This window comes from Pelagicoccus albus (genome assembly GCF_014230145.1).
Classification (GTDB): domain Bacteria; phylum Verrucomicrobiota; class Verrucomicrobiia; order Opitutales; family Opitutaceae; genus Pelagicoccus; species Pelagicoccus albus.
This window is the reverse complement of sequence record NZ_JACHVC010000012.1, coordinates 876,802-893,179: the sequence shown is the minus strand read 5'-3', so window position 1 is coordinate 893,179 and position 16,378 is coordinate 876,802. Positions and strand designations below refer to the sequence as shown.

The window sequence follows — 16,378 nt, the reverse complement described above, 5'->3', positions numbered from 1 at the left end:
ATGAGTATTTGTATTTTAAAAGGTACTACAAGTTTAGGAATCCTCCTCGCGTGCCTCGGGATCGATGCGAATAGGTTTTCCTACCGCGAGCAAGGTAGGCACGGCGCAGGCGGTGAAGATACCTCCTATGAATAGGAAGGCTATGCCGAAGGCCCAAGTTCGGTGCTCGTAGAGCTGATAGACCATCTTTTCGCCGGGAAAGAAGATGACTTCGAAGCTGTCGTTTACGTTGGCAAATGCATTCCGGCGGCTGCCGATGGCGAGCTCCGCTCGGTGAGGTGTTTGGCCGGGTGTAGCTATCTCGACTGTGTAGTGAAAAATTGTATCATAGCCTGCTTCAGGGATGGACTTGCGGTACCGTATGATCTCTGGATCTTTTGCGGGGTCTATCCGTTCGATGAATACGACTCGAGCAATTTCTCGTTCGCCAAAGGCTAGCCTCGAGAGGGGCGGCCAAATGGTTAGTCCGCCAATGCCTAGGAGGGCGAGACTTGCGATCAAGAATGCTAGCTTCGGCCAGAAAAGGTGAGGGTAGTGGTACCAGTAGCCGTCCTGACCTTGGCGTATTGTGGGATCCCCCTCGTAGAGCGCTCCTTGGTCTTTCATCGGTTTTCGTCCTCCTCCACACCGTACTTGTGGATTTTGCCTTTCCGTTCGAGTCGAACGAGCAAGGCGATAATAGCAAAGCCGATGAAATCAGTAAGGATCATAAGGGTTCGGCTGGAGAAGAAGTACTCGTAAACGCGCTCCTTGTGGAGGGCTTGGGTCGTGTGTTCGGGTACGATCACATTGTAGGGGACCGAGGACAGTGTAGCGGTGACCCTAAGATAAAACGCTGCGACCATGCTCGGAATGCTTTCACCTGTTCGGGGCAGTAATTGCAGTAGTCGGTTTTCTGCCTCCTCTATGCGACTTGCATTTTCGGTAGCAGTATCTTTTCGCTCTGTGGACGGCGTAGTGAGGGCGAATCGATAGCGTGAAGGTGAGAGTTCCCTGTAGTGGGCCGATTCGATGAGGCGTTCTGCTTGAAGAGTGGCGGCTAGGCTTTCGATCGCTTGTGGATCGAGCTCTTGATTCAGCATTAGCTCGTAGCTTAGGGCTTTTTCGTCTGTTTCTTCTTGGGAGGCTTGGAAATTTATCAGTCCTTCGTCTCGGCCGAGCTCTGCGTCGTGGATGCTCTGTAAGACGGTAGCCAATTCGTAGGCGGCGTTGGGGTCGGATAAGACCCGGTTGGCAACGCGGTATAAAAATACAAACGACGGGCGGAAGGTTGCGGATATATTGACGGATTCTTCCTGGAAGTCAGCCTCGATTTCGGGCCTGAGCAATCGGGAATCCTCATCAAGGTGTTGTGCGATGGGCGGTCCATCCAAGTCGTTTGGAAATCTGTTTTCTAGTTCGGAATCGGCTGTGCCGACGGCGGTGAGCGAAAGGGTGAGCTGATTATTTGAATACGTAGCTGAAAGGAATTGGTCACCCGAGGCGGTGCGTTTGTTTTCCGTGTGGGAGGCTATTTGCTTATTGAGGGCGGCGGCTCCATCGGAAAGTGCGGAATCTGTCTCCAACAAGCGTAGCTTGTCCGCTTCCACCTCTGCACGCATTTTTGTCCGGTGCGATTCGTCGCTCATGGGAGAGCCGAGCTTTGTCTCCAAAGCTGCTATTTTGTTGGTAAGCTCTTTGCGCTCTTCGACTAGATCTTGGACTTGCTCGTCATACTTGTGCAAATACCAAATCTGGCTTGGATCGCCTTCCTTGTGTCCCTGTTCTCCGGGCAGGATCATGATTTCATCGCTGCCGAGTCCGGACCGCGCAAGCTCTTCGGCAAGCTCAGCCTTTGTGATAGCTTCCGGGTAGGTCGTGAGCACGCGATAGCCTGCTTGAGGCATAAAGGCTAGAGACCACCAGAGAATCCAAACTCCCACAAATACAGCCATCCCTGATCGGAATATCGTTCTCATGACTTGCAGCCCCGCGTTGGCTGCCCCTAGCCGGTTGCGGTTGATGTATTCCATGATCAAGGGGAATATGATCACCGCTTTGACCATGGAAAAAATCTGCTCGATGTTCGAGAAGACGACGATCTCGGTAAGCGTCGGTCGGTGTCCAGGCTTGATGGCAAGGAAGATTACGAAAGCCAAATTGACCAATAGCGACCCGATAGAAGCGATCACGAAGGTAACCATCTTTCCATAGCGGTCCGCAAACCAGCCGGAGAAGAGGGCGAAGGTGACGGAGAAGATCACACCTATCGCTACCGTGTTCCCAAATTGCTGAAGCGAGTAGCCCCACTGTTCGGTGAATTGCAGGGGTTGGAAGAGCCCTAGGTTGATGCGCACCATTACATCAACAAACGCCAGTAGGTAGAGTGGCAGCAGGTCTTTGGAGCAGACGTCCCGAAAGAAACTTGTTATGAAATAGCCAAAGACGGACTGGCCCGGTTTGCGGTCGTCCTGCAAAGTCTTCCTGTTAGGCGGTTTGATTTCCTTGAAGCCAAGGCTCTCGTAAGCGGCTATGGCAAAGAGCACAATGGCGGCTATCCAGAACATCGCCGCTCCGCCGCTGACCGAAGTGGCGAAGTCGAAAGGCCCCATGAAATACATATCATCGAAGCGACCCAGTAGCAGAAAGTAGAAGACTAGGTTGCCGAATTGGATAGAGGATTGGAAGAAGCCGGCCAGTCGCCCTCGTTGCGGAGTCGGCACCACTTCGTAGACGAGCGCTTGGGTCATGCTGCCGAAGTTGCTAAACGCGTCAAATAGCCAGCGGAGCGCGATCAAGAGAATGAGGTTCGGCGCGAAGGGCATCAGCAAGACGCACAAGCCTCGCCCTATGTCAGCGATTGTGAAGAAGAACTTTCGGCGACCCCAGCGAGTCCAGACGCGGTCGCTGAGCCAAGATATGAAGGGAGAGCCAAGGATAGAGATGTAGATCTCTAGGCTTATCAGACCCATGATGGCCGCCGGGTTGTCTATGAAACGCTTTATCAGCAACAAGAAAGGCGCATTGATTACGAACTCCCCGTAGATGCTCATCAAGAGCGGCAGCTGAGCGTAGAAAGCCCAGTGCAGCGGTATCTTGGTTTTACGGGTGATGATCATGGGGCTGGGGCAAACGTTTCGATCGTAATCCGAAACAGTGAGAAGATGTCAGGGGGGGGCTTGATCGCCCCCGAGCGCAGCCGCTAAAGGTGGACCGCGGTCGCGATCAGGGGCTGGGGTATCAGGTGCAAGGATAAGAACCAGACGGGTCGTGCATAGTGAGTTTATAAAAAAATAAATCCGTTAATTTTGATAGATCAAATCACTTGGGGAAGAGATTGTAACAGTTGCTAGGCAAAGCCCTTAAGACTTGTATCCTATTTAGCCCTACGGATTCTACTGGCTATAGTGGATGGCGAAGGTCGGCGAATAGGTTGTCGAGAAAAGTGTGCTCTTCGGAGCTAAGGTCTCTCTCTGTGGCTTTGGAGCTAGACTTGATGTCCTCCGGCTTTTGGAACCCGTTTATTACCGCCGCGACACTCGGTTGGTCGAGCACGTAGCGAATAGCAATTGAAGGGAGTTCGGCCCTTGATATTTTAAACTGGGCCATTACGGCGTCGAGTTTTGGCTGCAGCTTTTCTAGGTAGTCGGATTTGAAGCGAAGGTTGTTCAGGCGAGCTTCTCCTCTCTCGAACTTAGGTGGTTTAGCGGGATGATACGCACCTGCTAATAATCCCTGCTCGAGGGGACTGAAGGCAATGAAGCTAATATTCCGTTTCTCCATTATTTTTGATACGGGACTTCCGGGCTGAGTGAAGTAATTGTCGATCAAGTTCGAGCGGCTTTGGATGACGGTGGGCTGAATCACTGGGATCGTTTTCTGGAAATCGCTTGTTGAGTAGGCGGACTGACCTTTGAGACGGATCTTTCCCTCTTGTTGGAGCTGCTCCAGAGCGGTAGCCGCGGGCTCGAGCCAGCGGTCTTCTTCGCCAAACTCGGCATTGTGCAGGTAGTAGATGTCGAGGTAGTCTCGACCTAGGTTGCGGAGACTTTGCTCGCACTGTCGTTTCATGTGCCAGGGATCGTAAGGATGTTCGGCAGTGCCTTTCAGAAATCCGACTTTGCTCGCTATAATGAAGTTTTCGGTTCGCAGACCGAGTTCCCGTAAGGCCCAGGAAAGGCGGCGTTCGGCTCGGCCTTGGCCGTAGAGATCCGCTACGTCGAAGTGATTGACTCCAAATTCTACTGCGAGCTCTACAGATCTGAGTACTGATTCATCGGATACGTTGGGCCAGCCCCAGTTTCCCCCATCCATTTGGTTTGGACCTCCGATCCCGGAGCAGCCAAGACTCCATTCCGAGATCTTGATAGAGGAGTTTCCGAGTTGTCTGTATTTAATCACGAATACATTGAGCTGCACCTTCTGAATTGGATCACCTGAAAATCTTTTGAAAGCGTTTACTGGAGAACTTGTATTGCGGGTCACAGTTAACGTTTTATGAAATTGTCCTTCGACAATCTCGATGCTCGGACAGCAGCGTGCTTGACCGATGCACCCCCCAGAAAAATTAACATTCGCCGTGATAGGCGCTGGATTTTGGTCGCGCTTCCAGGTTCCCGGCTGGCTTGAGTCAAATGCTGTAGAGCTGGTCGCTGTTTGCGATCATGACCTCGGAAAGGCGCGGGATCTAGCGGAACGTTTCGGATGCCCTCGAGCTTACTCGAGTGTCGAGGAGTTGCTGGATTCCGAGAAACTCGACTTCGTAGATATCATCGCGGGTGTGGACACTCATTTGCCATTAGCGTTGCAGGCTATCAATCGCGGGGTGGACGTGGTTTGTCAAAAGCCCCTCGCGGAGAGTTTTAGGAGTGCTCGACGTATGGTCGAAGCTGCAGAGGCTAAGGGCACTCGATTATTCGCCAACGAGAACTTCCGTTGGCAAGCTCAACTGAGGCGGGTTCGGGAAATCCTAGATTCGAATTTAATCGGAAGTGTATTCAAAACGCGGATAAGCTTTTGCTCCAGTTTTCCCGTATTTGAGAATCAGCCATCATTGGCGGAGTTGGAGCACTTTATCATAGCAGATGTCGGCTCTCACGTTTTGGATGTGTGTCGATTTCTCCTAGGCGAGGCCAAGTCGGTATATTGTCAGACTCTCAGCGTTACACCCGGCATAAAGGGTGAAGATGTGGCGAATATCTTTCTGGAGATGGAGTCTGGTGGTCATTGCTTTGTCGAGATGTCGTATGCGAGCATTTTGCGTGAGGAAGTATTTCCGCAGACTTTGATTTTGCTCGAAGGAGAGAAAGGATCTATCGAGCTTGGGGCTAATTTTGAAATTCAGGTTGCCACTCGGGAAGGGGTTTCGTGGGAAAAAGTTGAGCCCAAGATTTACCCGTGGGCCGACAAGGATTATGCAGTGCTGCATTCCAGTGTCGTCGATACGCAGGCCAATATTCTTAAGGGGTTGCAAGGGTTGGCTGCCGAAACGACGGGTATTGATAACCTGGAGACGGTACGACTTGTTTGGGCCAGTTACGAAAGCGCCAAGAGCCACCGAGTGGTAGAATTAGCGAGTTTTGAAGGCTAAGCATGATGGAACGAATTGAAGCGAGGTACTGGATAGAAACTCCCTTCCCGGTTGAAAAGGCGGCTTCTGCGATGGCAGGCGAGCAGTCCAGTGGAACATTTGTCAAGGTAGTGGGGGAGTCAGAAGAACTCACTCGGAGGCATGCGGCCAGAGTCGAGCGAATCGAGCAGCTAGAGTCGGTCGCCGCTCCCTCGCTTCCCGTTTCCGGGGCGCTTGGCTTTGTCCCTGCTGAGTACCAAAGAGCCTTCGTTACGCTTTCCTGGCCTATCGAAAACGTGGGGTATCATTTACAAAACGTGATGGCGACTGTCGCGGGGAACCTCTTTGAACTCTCGCAGTTCACGGGGTTGCGATTGTTGGAGCTCGGGTTGCCGGAAGCATTTTATAAAAAATATGTGGGACCTCGGCACGGCGTCAGCGGTACCCGAAAATTGGTTTCGGTGAGTCAGCGTCCTATGATTGGTACTATCATAAAACCAAGCGTGGGCCTGTCGCCGAAGCAGACAGGCAAGCGGGTTGCGGAGTTGGTAGAAGCCGGAGTGGATTTTATCAAAGATGACGAGTTGATGGGCGATCCGCCGCATTCTCCCTTTGAGGAACGTGTCGACGCGGTGATGACGGTCATCAATGAACTGGCCCAGATACAGGGACGAAAAGCGATGTATGCGTTCAATGTTTCAGGTTCGATAGACGAGATGTTGAAGAGACACGACTATGTCGTCTCTCGGGGTGGAACTTGCGTTATGGCTAGTATGAACTGGGTCGGAATGAGCGGTATCGAGACTCTCGCTACGCACAGCGACGTGCCGATTCATGGCCATCGAAATGGTTGGGGTATGTTCTATCGAAGCCCGTTTATGGGAGTGAATTACACCGTAATGCAAAAGATCTGGAGGATGCTTGGAGTCGACCACTTGCACTGCAACGGACTGAGAAACAAATTTTGTGAGAGTGACGAATCGGTAGTCGCTTCGGCCAAGGCTTGTTTAGATCCATTATCTGGGTACGGAGATCGTGCCTTGCCTGTCATCTCCTCGGGACAGTGGGCGGGACAAGCATCCGACACGTTCGAGTCGATTGGGTCGCCCGATTTACTTTACGTTTGCGGTGGAGGCATCGTTGGCCACCCCGATGGGCTAAAGGCGGGAGTAAACAGTGTGCGATCAGCATGGGAAGCCGCACTTCAAGGAGTCCCATTAGGGGAGGCTATGTCTGCGTCTACCGATCTGCAGCGAGCCGTAGAATTCTTTGCTAAGCCATGAGCGAATCGTCCCAATTTCCACTGTTGCTCTCCTATTACGGTGATGACTTCACTGGGTCCGCTGATGTTATGGAGGCTCTCGAGTCTTATGGAGTGGCAACCGCTCTTTTCCTTGATTCACCGAGCAAGGAAACGGTTGCTAAGTTTCGATTTATAGGACCACGGAAAACCAGTGAAACGCGAATTCAATCGTTTGGTGTAGCGGGGATATCCAGGACTATGAGCCCTTCCCAAATGGCTGTGGAGTTGCCATCGGTCTTCAGCCAGATTGCTAGTGTTGAGTCTCAGTATTTTCACTACAAGATTTGCAGCACATTTGATTCGAGTCCGAGTCTAGGGAATATCGGAACCGCGACGGATCTGGCTATGGAGGTTTTTCACTCTCGAAATGTACCTTTGGTGGTTGGGGCTCCCTCGCTCGGAAGATTTTGCGTATTTGGCAATTTGTTCGCTCGCGTAGAGCAAAAGGTCTTTCGCCTCGATCGGCACCCGACTATGGCACGCCATCCAGTTACTCCGATGGGCGAGTCGGATCTGAGAGAGCATCTTGCGATACTTTCTGAGCGGAAGGTCCTACACATGGATATTAGCAAGGTAGAAGGTGTTATTGAAGGTGATACCTTGAAGGAAGATCCCCCGGAGGAGGGGCAATTTCTCCTTTTCGATATTTTGGAAGATCGGCATCTGCGGGCGGTTGGGAAGTGGATTTGCGAGAAACGAGGTTCTTCGACGCAGGTTGTCGTCGGTTCCTCTGGAGTTGAGTATGCGATATGTGGGCACTTGAGCGAGGTCGGCGAATTAAAGAAATCCGATGCGTTCTGCTCAGAACCGGCGGAGTTGTTAATCGTTCTCGCGGGGAGCGCATCACCGGGCACTGCCGCACAAATCGAGCATGCAATAGGATTGGGGTTTGTAGACTTAAGAATCAACACGGCTGCTTTGGTTGTCCCAGAGACAAGGGATGAAGAAATAGGGCGGTGCGTGGAGGAGGCCTATCGGGAAGTTGAAGCAGGTAGGAGTCCGCTCCTGTATGCGGCTAAGGGACCGGAGGACCCAGCTATCGGAGAGACTGCTCGAGTTTTCAGCGAGCGTTCACTCGAGGGTCGGGCTGGTGAACTTATTGCGAAGTATCAAGGGGAGATCCTGATGCGTTTATTGTCCCGTGCGGGTAGGCAGAGAGTCCTCGTGGCAGGGGGAGATACTTCCGGCTTTGCTACAAAAGCACTCGGTATCACCGCTCTTGAAATTCTCTGCCCTCTTGCTCCAGGGGCACCGCTTTGCCTCGGGCATTCCGAGGATGATGCTACGCATGGCTTAGAGATTTGCCTGAAAGGCGGACAGAATGGAAACCACAGATTCATCGAGTCGGTACTCAAAGGGCGACTACTTGCCTGAGGGAATTTTCGGAGAAATTAATTAACAGCGTATTCAAATGAAAAAGACAATAACTCTAGTAGGTGCCGGTGGGAAGATGGGGAATCGGTTGACCAATAATCTTATGAACTCCGAATATGCAGTCCGCTATTTGGAGGTTAGTCTCGCGGGTATCGAGCAGCTGGAGGGGAAGGGGCTTTCGGTCTCCAAAGCCGAAGACTGTATTCCGAATTCTGATATCGTTATTTTTGCAGTCCCGGACGTGGCGATCGCGAAAGTGGCTCAACAGTATGTGCCTATGATGAAGAGCGGAAGTATGGGTATGTGCTTGGATCCCGCTGCTCCCTTGGCGGGCGCGTTGCCTGAACGTGATGACGTTGCCTATTTCGCAAGCCACCCCAGTCATCCTTCTATTTTCAATTGGGAGTCCACTGAAGAAGGGCAACGTGATTACTTTGGAGGTATCTTAGCCAAGCAGACGATCGTATGCTCATTGATCCAGGGAACAGATGAGGATTACCATGTCGGTGAAGCCTTAGCGCGTGTTATATATGGCCCTGTATCGAAAGCTTACCGTATAGAACTCGAACACATGGGTATTCTTGAGCCTGCCCTATCTGAGACCTTTGCTGCCTGCTTAGTGGTGGCGATGAAGGAAGCGATCGACTCGGTAGTAGAGAAGGGGGTGGATAGGGAGGCTGCAACCGAGTTTTTGCTGGGACACCTCAATATCGAGCTCGCGGTAGTTTTTGGGCAACTCCCGGGTGGCCAGTTTTCCGATGCGGCGCTTAAGGCGATCGAATTGGGTAAGAAGAGTATTTTGAGAGATGACTGGAAATCCGTTTTTGAACCAGATTCCGTAGCTGAGCAAATTCGCCAAATTACTTAACGATGTGTAGTTATTTACTGGTTACTCTATGTCGTTTGTAGATAAGAAAGTTTTTGTTTCCGGGGTAAAGGTTTGCGAGAAGCCTTTGCGTACTCTCCAGGCTGGGGTCTTGCGGGTAGACTATCAGTCAGGTTTTCTTCGTTATATTAGAATTGGAGAGCTCGAGGTTCTGAGACTCGTCAATTTCGCTCTACGCGACCATAATTGGGAGACGATTCCCTTCTCCATCATCGGCGAAGTAATCGAGGAGGGGGTGGATTCATTTTGTATTCGTTATCGGGCTCTATTTAAGTCGCCAGAAATTGATTACGAGGCGATGGTGGAAATCAATGGCGATACCTCCGGTAGGATCGCGATGCGGTTTGAGGGTCGATCCCATTGCGACTTTCGCAAGAACCGAATAGGATTCACGGTGTTGCACCCTCTGAAGGAATACGTTGGACAAGACTTGGAGGCGGTCCATGCAAATGGCTGTGTACAACAAAGTCATTTCCCAGATTTAATCTCCCCTCATCAACCTCTATTCGACCTTTCACAGCTGAAATGGAAAGTAGGCGAATTTGAAGCGACACTGAAGTTTGACGGGGATGTGTTTGAGATGGAGGACCAAAGGAATTGGACCGATGCCTCATTCAAAACCTACTGCACGCCACTGGAGAAGCCATACCCGCAAGAAGTGAGAATCGGCGATAGTGTGAAGCAAGAAGTTTGTCTTTGTGTATCCGGTAATTCGGAGCAACAGGGCAGTATAGATGACACGTCTCAAATCGTATCAATCTCGAAGGGTCACAATTGGGAGCCTGTCCCTGAGCTTGGAGTCGGAAAATCACAAGAGATTGCAATGCTGTCGACTGCAGAGTGTGAGTGTCTTTCCAAGCTTGGTCTATCGCACTACAGGGTTGAACTCGACCTATCGGGCTCGGACTGGAGGGAAGTCCTTGATGTTGCTGACTCTGAAAGTCAGGCCATGGGCTTGCCGATAACGTTTGCGATATTTCTAAGCCATGTCGAAGACTTGACGGAGTTGCTGGAACCTCTCGCTCTGTTGGGGAGACGCGTGAAGAGCGTGCTGCTTTTACCCAAAGGTCGAAAAGTTCTACCAAGCGATTGGATTCCAGTGTTGGCACAACGGATACGTAGCTCCAGCCCTGAAGTGTTGATAGGAGCTGGTACTGATGCCTTTTTCGCCGAGTTAAACCGCGAACGAGTGCCGACTGAGGAACTCGATTTTCTAAGTTACTCCCTCAATCCGCAAGTACATGCCTTCGACAACCTCTCCTTAGTAGAAACATTCGAAGCTCAAGGCGAAACAGTGCGGACTGCCCAGAGCTTTGCCGATGGAGCGGACATACATATAAGCCCCGTGACTTTTCGTATGCGTTGGAATCCTAACGCTACCGAGACTGAAGGTGATCACGCAGAAGGTGAGCTTGCGAGGGATGTAGACTTACGGCAGCTTTCTCTGTTCGGGGCGGCCTGGACAATGGGTAGCATAGCCAGTCTAGGTCGAGCTGGAGCTACAGCCATAAGCTTCTACGAAACTGTGGGTGAGAGGGGTGTGATGCAGGCCTCTCAGCCTGTTAATCCTGAACTGTTTGGTCCCGCTCCGGCGGGGGCCGTGTATCCAATATACTACGTTCTAAAGGAGTTTGCAGAGGCACGCTCAGCTTGCTATCTGGATAGCAGTGTTCCAAGAGCGATAGTCTCTTTGCTCGTTAAAAAGGAATGCAGTTCCCGTTTGTTGTTAGCGAACCTTAGAGACTATACTGTAAAAGTGGACCTGAAAGAAGTTTTCGAACCGGTCAGTCTTTCTTGTATGGATGCAAATAGTTGGAACGAATCTACGGGTGTTGGTTATGGGGAGGATCTTCCGAAATGTACCTTTAGCCAAACCCTGTTGGACTTACCGCCATACGCTTTTGTTGTCTTGGAAGGCTCGGTAAAGTGATAGAACATCGGTTTTTGGTTTCGGTGTAAGTGGCTTTTCGCTACACCTAGGCTCAGTATAATTCTAGTAGTGTTTTAGGCTCAAATGGAGGACGTTTAAGCGCTCTCGGGACTGATCAGATGTCAAAGGAGAGCGGCTTGGAATCTCCTTGGTAAACGGTTATGCCATTGAGTACGATGGTTAGGTAACCTTTCATGCCTAGTCCGTCAGGTTCTGAAAAATCGAGAGAAATGGAGCTGGCACCGGTCGTTTCAATTGTGAGGACTTGATTTTCCCGCGAAACTTTGGCTCTGGCAAATCGAGCCTCTGGATGTATTCGCTTTAAGGTTACTCCCCAGCATTCATTCACGCTTGTGCGTTTCGTTCTCGAACTTTCGGGAAGATCGTCGTCGGTCGTGAAAACGAACGCATCAGGTCTTTTTCGGGTAAACTGCTTTAGCCACTCGACTCCTTCCGCTTGCAAATCCATCAGATAGTGATGCGGAAGACCCGGGATGATTCGAGCATCCGGCTTTGGCACCCCAGCGGCCTCGAGCTTCCCTAGGATTTTATGGTAGTCTGGTAGTAGAAAATCCTCGCTACCGGTCATAATTTTGAAAGGAACCTGAATAAGGTTGCTGACTAGGTACCGGGTGTTTTCGTCGCGATGGACCGAAGGGGCGAATGAACACGCTGCGGCCCAGCGGTCGGGAGTTCTTTGGGCGATTCGCCAAGTGCCACCTCCGCCCATGGAGAAGCCGTAAAGGTAGCGACGGTTCGGATCTATAGAGAACAATTTGTGAATATGGTCGTAGGTTTCCAAGACGTCGACTTCAGCGATCTCACGGTAGCCCATATTGCCACGACAAAATGGATACACCCAATAGCCAGAGCGGTCGATTTCTGCGTAGACCTTCGGCACGGTATAGCCCTGTGAGTCTTCGGCTTGCGGCGTCGATCCAAGTTTTTTAGCGATTCGAGAGAGGGGATGCGGGTTACCCGCTCCATGCAGCTCCAAAAATAGTGGATAGGTTTTGGCGGGGTCCCAGTCCTTGGGTAAACCAAGGAAATAGTATTGGACGCTTTGGTCGTAAGCAGAAATATAGCTCATCAGGAGCGACCTTCTTCCGTCAAGGTAGGCATCCCACTCTGAAGCCTCAGATTGAAAGCCAGCTTGGATGGTGGAGATCAACTCATACGTTTCGCTCAACTCTGAGGGCTCCCGAAGGGTGCTTCTCGCCCACTCGGCCTCGATTTGAGCTTTCACGGATCGAAAGTGCAAACGTAGCAGTTCGTTCGTTCCGGTTTCGTTGGACAATGTTTCGAGTCGTTTCTGAAGGGCTCGAAATGTGTCCTCTAGTTCGTTGGAATTGGGTTTGGTCTGGGCTTCCCTGCTCGCTGCTAGTGTTGAGTAGCTAAAAATTGAGTACAGCAGGGAGACGGCGAATAGTAGGAGTCGGCTCTTCATCGGTTGGTGGACCGTCATAATCGAACAGGTAAGAGGGCGTCGAAACAATGCGGGCAATTAATTCGTTAAGTGGCTCGATCTTGGGGTAGAGTCGCCTCTGACGACAGAATTTCGAAGGATGGCGTAAACGGTTTTACCCATCGGGTTGCTTGCTATTGGGAGTCCCTCTTGGAGGCTTGAAAAGATGACCCCACCCTTTGCCGAGAGCCAATTCATTTGGATTGAAGGATTGAAAGCCTCGAGTAATCAATTTGTTAGTTTCGAGAGAGAATTGGAGGCAAGTTGTGACGGAGTTTCCTGCCAACTCCTATTGTTTGCGGACTCTCGTTACCGTCTTTGGGTGAATGATCAGTTTTTAGGCTACGGGCCAGGTCGTTTCGTTACTAGCCATCCCGAATACGATACCTATGAGCTGCGTTCCCATCTATCCGAAGGGAGAAATATTATACGAGTGGAGGTGAATTTTTACGGGAGCTCTTCGTATCAAAGTATGCCCGACGGGATGCCGGGTTTCATAGCTGATGGCGGCATAGGTAATGGGGGGCGGGAGTTCGCGACCCCCGGTGATTGGACCGCTCGGGTTCATTCCGCTTGGCGATCTGATGTTCCGCATTTTAGCTTCGCTCAAAACGCAATCGAATGGTGCGACACCCGAATTCTTGAAAGGGAAAATTGTGAAAAGCTAGGCCAGAGGCCCGTTAGGGTGCTTAGCGGAAGCGAGCGGCCTTGGGGGAATCTGCAGACCAGAAGCGTGAGGTATTCGAAATATGCTTCCATCGAGCCCAGGAGAATGGTTCTCGCAGCTCCGCATCTGGAATCTAGTTCTTGGTATGGGTTTCAATCTGTTTGCGATAACGTATCCATAAGGCACCTACCTGATAAAAGGTATCGTCGTATTTTTTCTACATGGTTGCATTCGGAGCATGAAAGAACTGTTTCTGTAGAGTGCTTCTGGAGCCACTTGTACCTCAATGGCCATGCCCAGGAGATTGTGTGCGAAACGCCTTACGGGAATCATGGTATTGCCAAGCTCCATGTTAAGGCGGGATGGAATCTTTTGCTGGGGCAAGTGGATTTGCTATCCGACTATTGGTCTTACCAGATTCGGGTCATAGAAGCGGATGCTGTATCTCTACATGCGATCCCTGATCTTGACTGCGAAAATGTATTTTCTCTCGCTCCGGCTAAGCAAGGAGCGGAGGTAAGTTCCGAGATGTTGTCTGCTACTGCCGATTGTTGCACTGTTTTTGACCAATGGGAGCAGAGCTCGGGTTCAGTGGAGCTGCTAACACCTGCCCGACAGGTCGCTTGGGATCGCATTGATTTTTCGAAAGCCTTTGAGCCTAGAAACTATGACGGATTTTGTCCCAAAATTGTATCGAAGGAAGCCACTTGGTGCTTCGAGTTTGAACGTGAATTCTATGGGCACCCGCGACTCCAAGTCTCAGCGCCAGCGGGCTCGGTCTTGGATGTTTCTTATGGAGATTGGAACCGAAAAGATGGTAGAGTTGACCTTTATGGCTCTAACCCGCTGGTCGATGCGACAGACCGCTTTATCTTGAAAGGTGGATCGCAATGTATCCATGTTTTGAATCCGCGTGGAGGCATCTTCTTGCAAGTTACCTTAAGAGCTCCCTCCGGTGTTGATGCGGAAGAACTATCTGTATACAGCTTAGAAATACTTGATAGGTCCATTTTTCCCGATGTTCAGGGCGCATTCGGCTGTGGGAATGCTGTTTACGATTTCGCCTGGAACGCCAGCGTAGCGACATTTCAGGCTTCAACGGATGAAGCTTATTCGGACTGCCCTTGGCGCGAACGAGGCTCTTACATCGGGGATGCGTTGGTAACCCAGCAGCTTAATGCACGATTGTCCACGGACTTGTCTGTTGCCCGCAGGACGTTCAATAATTTTGGAAGGGCGGCGTTGCCCGGAGGGCAATTGCCTTGTTGCGCTCCCTCCTGGTTGAGGCTACCGCACGAAGACTTCACATACTTATGGATACTGTCGATTCGGGACCATTGGGCCTTAACGGGCGATGTGTCATTCGTTCACGACAATTGGGCTGTCATAAAGGGGATTTGGCGTTCGCAATGGGACACTCATTCCTCAGGGCTTTGGAACGCAAATGGCCGTCGGCTTTTTATCGACTGGGGCTGCCTGAAGTCTGAGCGCGAAGGAGAGGCGAACGCAGTTATAAATATTTTGAGGATTGCCGCTTTGCAGGCCACGGGAGAGTTGGCGCGGATATCTGGATTTCATGAAACGGCTACGCACTTTGAAGGGGAAGCTGGCGACGTGAGGACTGCAGTTGAGCAAGTGCTTTGGGACGAGGAGGAAAGTCGCTTTCTTGCTCGTCTCGGGGAAGGAAAGAGCATTGCTCTACACGCCAATATTTTAGCCTTACGTTATAAGGTCGGAGATCCTCATTTGATTTTCAGATATCTTGAGCCGCATCTGCGCGAAAACTTGAACCGCGGGTTGCGGATGGAAAAATTTTCGGGCTACATCGAGCTCTATTATCTGTATTTTCTGCTTCCAGCCTTGGCTGAGCTTGGCCGTTGCAATCTTGCAGAGGAACTTATCGAGCAGCACTATGGTTACCTCGCAACGCAAGAATGCCTGACTCTTTCCGAGTGTTTTGGGTCCGTGCGTAGATCAGGTAGCCTCTGTCATGTATGGTCTTCTGCCGGAGCTTTATATTTGCATGAGAATGTATTGGGTGTTCGTCAGGCTGTCGCCGGAAACCCCGACAAATGGATACTGGAACCAAGAGTCACGGAACGGTTTAGCCGGGTTTCAGGAGTTTTGCCCCATCGACTTGGAGATATAAAAATTCAGTGGGAGAGAGATGTGTCTGGCCAAATTGAGATAGAGTACGACGCTCCGGTTGGAGTGGAAATCGTAGATGCGGTTCAATCGGCAGTACAATAGAGCCAACTTCTTTCGAAGCGGCTTTCCGTTCGGAGGTTTTAGAACCAGTTTTCCTCTGGCCGCCAGCTGATTACTCTTTCTTCTTTGTTCAAAGCATCGATTAATCTCATCGAATCTTCGCTCAGGTGAAAATCGAACAGGTTTGCGTTTTCAGCAATTCGTTTGGGGCTGGTTGATTTCGGGATGATAGCGATTCCGTGTTGCAGGTGCCAGCGAAGGACAACTTGAGCAGGACTCTTCGAGTAGCTGGAAGCGAGCTCGAGTAGAGTGGGGTGGTTGAGGGATTGGGAGCGGGCCAAAGGCGAGTAGGCGATTACCTGTATGTCTTTTTCAATACAGTAATTTACTGTGCCTTGCTGGCGAGCGAATGGATGCCGCTCTATTTGGTTAACGCTTGGGAGTGTGCTGATTTTTTTGAAGAACTGTTTTTCAAATCTCTCAGCGGAAAAATTGCTCACTCCCACGGAGCGGATTTTTTCCTCTTCTTTGAGGTCGAGTAGGCGTTGGAAAGCTTCCTCAGTTCCTTCTTCCATAGGCCAGTGTATTAGGTAGAGGTCGATCTTTTCGACTTTTAGCAACCGCAAGCTTTTTTCAACGACGGACCTTGTATCCAAATTGCAGTAGGGAGGAAGCATTGCCTTTGTTGTTATAAACAACTCGTCCCTGTCCAGTTTCGAGGCATTGATAGCTTTCCCTAGAGCCTCCTCGTTTCGGTAGCCTTCAGCCGTGTCGATGTGTCGGTAGCCAGAATCAATAGCTGCAAGAACGCTTTTGATGCACTGGCTTGGGTCGTCGTTCTCAAAGATTCCTAGCCCGAGCATTGGCAAGGATGTTCCGTCATTAAGTGTGGCACTAGAATCGACGCAGAGATTTTTCATGTTTCGTAGCGGTTCGACTCAGTTCGGCTTAAACTCGAGTTGGCAACAAATGGGAGCTCGGTTAAACGGTTAACCCT

At 50.8% G+C, this 16,378-nt stretch carries 11 protein-coding genes; 6 read left to right on the top strand and 5 right to left on the bottom strand.

Translation table 11 applies throughout. The features are described from left to right. Positions 1–33: 33 nt before the first annotated feature. The 3 genes from H5P27_RS13515 to H5P27_RS13505 all read right to left on the bottom strand — a co-directional run bounded on the left by H5P27_RS13515 (position 34) and on the right by H5P27_RS13505 (position 4,464). Complete coding sequence (locus tag H5P27_RS13515; protein ID WP_185660929.1) at positions 34–606, bottom strand: hypothetical protein; 573 nt, start codon at positions 604–606, stop codon at positions 34–36. Further along, entirely contained in the window at positions 603–3,098 is a 2,496-nt protein-coding gene (locus H5P27_RS13510; protein WP_185660928.1) for an MFS transporter, read from the bottom strand. Before H5P27_RS13510 ends, H5P27_RS13515 begins: the two co-directional genes overlap by 4 nt. A 283-nt stretch (positions 3,099–3,381) precedes the next feature. Further along, on the bottom strand, positions 3,382–4,464 hold the full coding sequence (locus H5P27_RS13505; RefSeq protein ID WP_185660927.1) for an aldo/keto reductase: 1,083 nt from the start codon (positions 4,462–4,464) through the stop codon (positions 3,382–3,384). A gap of 94 nt (positions 4,465–4,558) precedes the next feature. Here H5P27_RS13505 and H5P27_RS13500 point away from each other — a divergent pair, with 94 nt between their 5' ends. From H5P27_RS13500 to H5P27_RS13480, 5 genes are read left to right on the top strand one after another with little or no spacing between them, the layout of a single operon-like run. Next, a complete protein-coding gene (locus H5P27_RS13500) occupies positions 4,559–5,569 on the top strand; it encodes a Gfo/Idh/MocA family protein (RefSeq protein WP_221774709.1) in 1,011 nt (336 codons plus the stop codon). A 2-nt stretch (positions 5,570–5,571) separates the two neighbouring features. Continuing rightward, a complete protein-coding gene (locus tag H5P27_RS13495; protein WP_185660925.1) occupies positions 5,572–6,831 on the top strand; it encodes a ribulose-bisphosphate carboxylase large subunit family protein in 1,260 nt (419 codons plus the stop codon). Continuing rightward, complete coding sequence (locus H5P27_RS13490; RefSeq protein ID WP_185660924.1) at positions 6,828–8,225, top strand: four-carbon acid sugar kinase family protein; 1,398 nt, start codon at positions 6,828–6,830, stop codon at positions 8,223–8,225. The genes H5P27_RS13495 and H5P27_RS13490 overlap by 4 nt, the downstream gene beginning before the upstream one ends. Positions 8,226–8,262: 37 nt before the next feature. Beyond that, positions 8,263–9,093, top strand: coding sequence for a phosphogluconate dehydrogenase C-terminal domain-containing protein (locus H5P27_RS13485; RefSeq protein WP_185660923.1), 831 nt, complete (start codon positions 8,263–8,265; stop codon positions 9,091–9,093). Between the two features lie 28 nt (positions 9,094–9,121). Beyond that, positions 9,122–11,041, top strand: coding sequence for a D-apionate lactonase family protein (locus H5P27_RS13480; protein WP_185660922.1), 1,920 nt, complete (start codon positions 9,122–9,124; stop codon positions 11,039–11,041). 115 nt (positions 11,042–11,156) lie between these two features. On the opposite strand, the gene H5P27_RS13475 is transcribed toward H5P27_RS13480, so the two are convergent. Then, on the bottom strand, positions 11,157–12,506 hold the full coding sequence (locus tag H5P27_RS13475) for a carboxylesterase family protein (protein WP_185660921.1): 1,350 nt from the start codon (positions 12,504–12,506) through the stop codon (positions 11,157–11,159). Between the two features lie 973 nt (positions 12,507–13,479). On the opposite strand from H5P27_RS13475, the gene H5P27_RS13470 reads away from it, so the two are divergent. Next, positions 13,480–15,423, top strand: coding sequence for an alpha-L-rhamnosidase-related protein (locus H5P27_RS13470; protein WP_185660920.1), 1,944 nt, complete (start codon positions 13,480–13,482; stop codon positions 15,421–15,423). A gap of 38 nt (positions 15,424–15,461) precedes the next feature. Here the strand turns inward: H5P27_RS13470 and H5P27_RS13465 are convergent, their stop codons facing one another. Continuing rightward, entirely contained in the window at positions 15,462–16,301 is an 840-nt protein-coding gene (locus tag H5P27_RS13465; protein ID WP_185660919.1) for an aldo/keto reductase, read from the bottom strand. Positions 16,302–16,378: the final 77 nt, after the last annotated feature.

Bases quoted from the DNA above. Each gene is read 5' to 3' on its own strand.
- H5P27_RS13515 (WP_185660929.1), bottom strand. From the start codon at position 606: ATGAAAGACCAAGGAGCGCTCTACGAGGGGGATCCCACAATACGCCAA.
- H5P27_RS13510 (WP_185660928.1), bottom strand. From the start codon at position 3,098: ATGATCATCACCCGTAAAACCAAGATACCGCTGCACTGGGCTTTCTAC.
- H5P27_RS13495 (WP_185660925.1), top strand. From the start codon at position 5,572: ATGATGGAACGAATTGAAGCGAGGTACTGGATAGAAACTCCCTTCCCG.
- H5P27_RS13490 (WP_185660924.1), top strand. From the start codon at position 6,828: ATGAGCGAATCGTCCCAATTTCCACTGTTGCTCTCCTATTACGGTGAT.
- H5P27_RS13485 (WP_185660923.1), top strand. From the start codon at position 8,263: ATGAAAAAGACAATAACTCTAGTAGGTGCCGGTGGGAAGATGGGGAAT.
- H5P27_RS13480 (WP_185660922.1), top strand. From the start codon at position 9,122: ATGTCGTTTGTAGATAAGAAAGTTTTTGTTTCCGGGGTAAAGGTTTGC.
- H5P27_RS13475 (WP_185660921.1), bottom strand. From the start codon at position 12,506: ATGACGGTCCACCAACCGATGAAGAGCCGACTCCTACTATTCGCCGTC.
- H5P27_RS13465 (WP_185660919.1), bottom strand. From the start codon at position 16,301: ATGAAAAATCTCTGCGTCGATTCTAGTGCCACACTTAATGACGGAACA.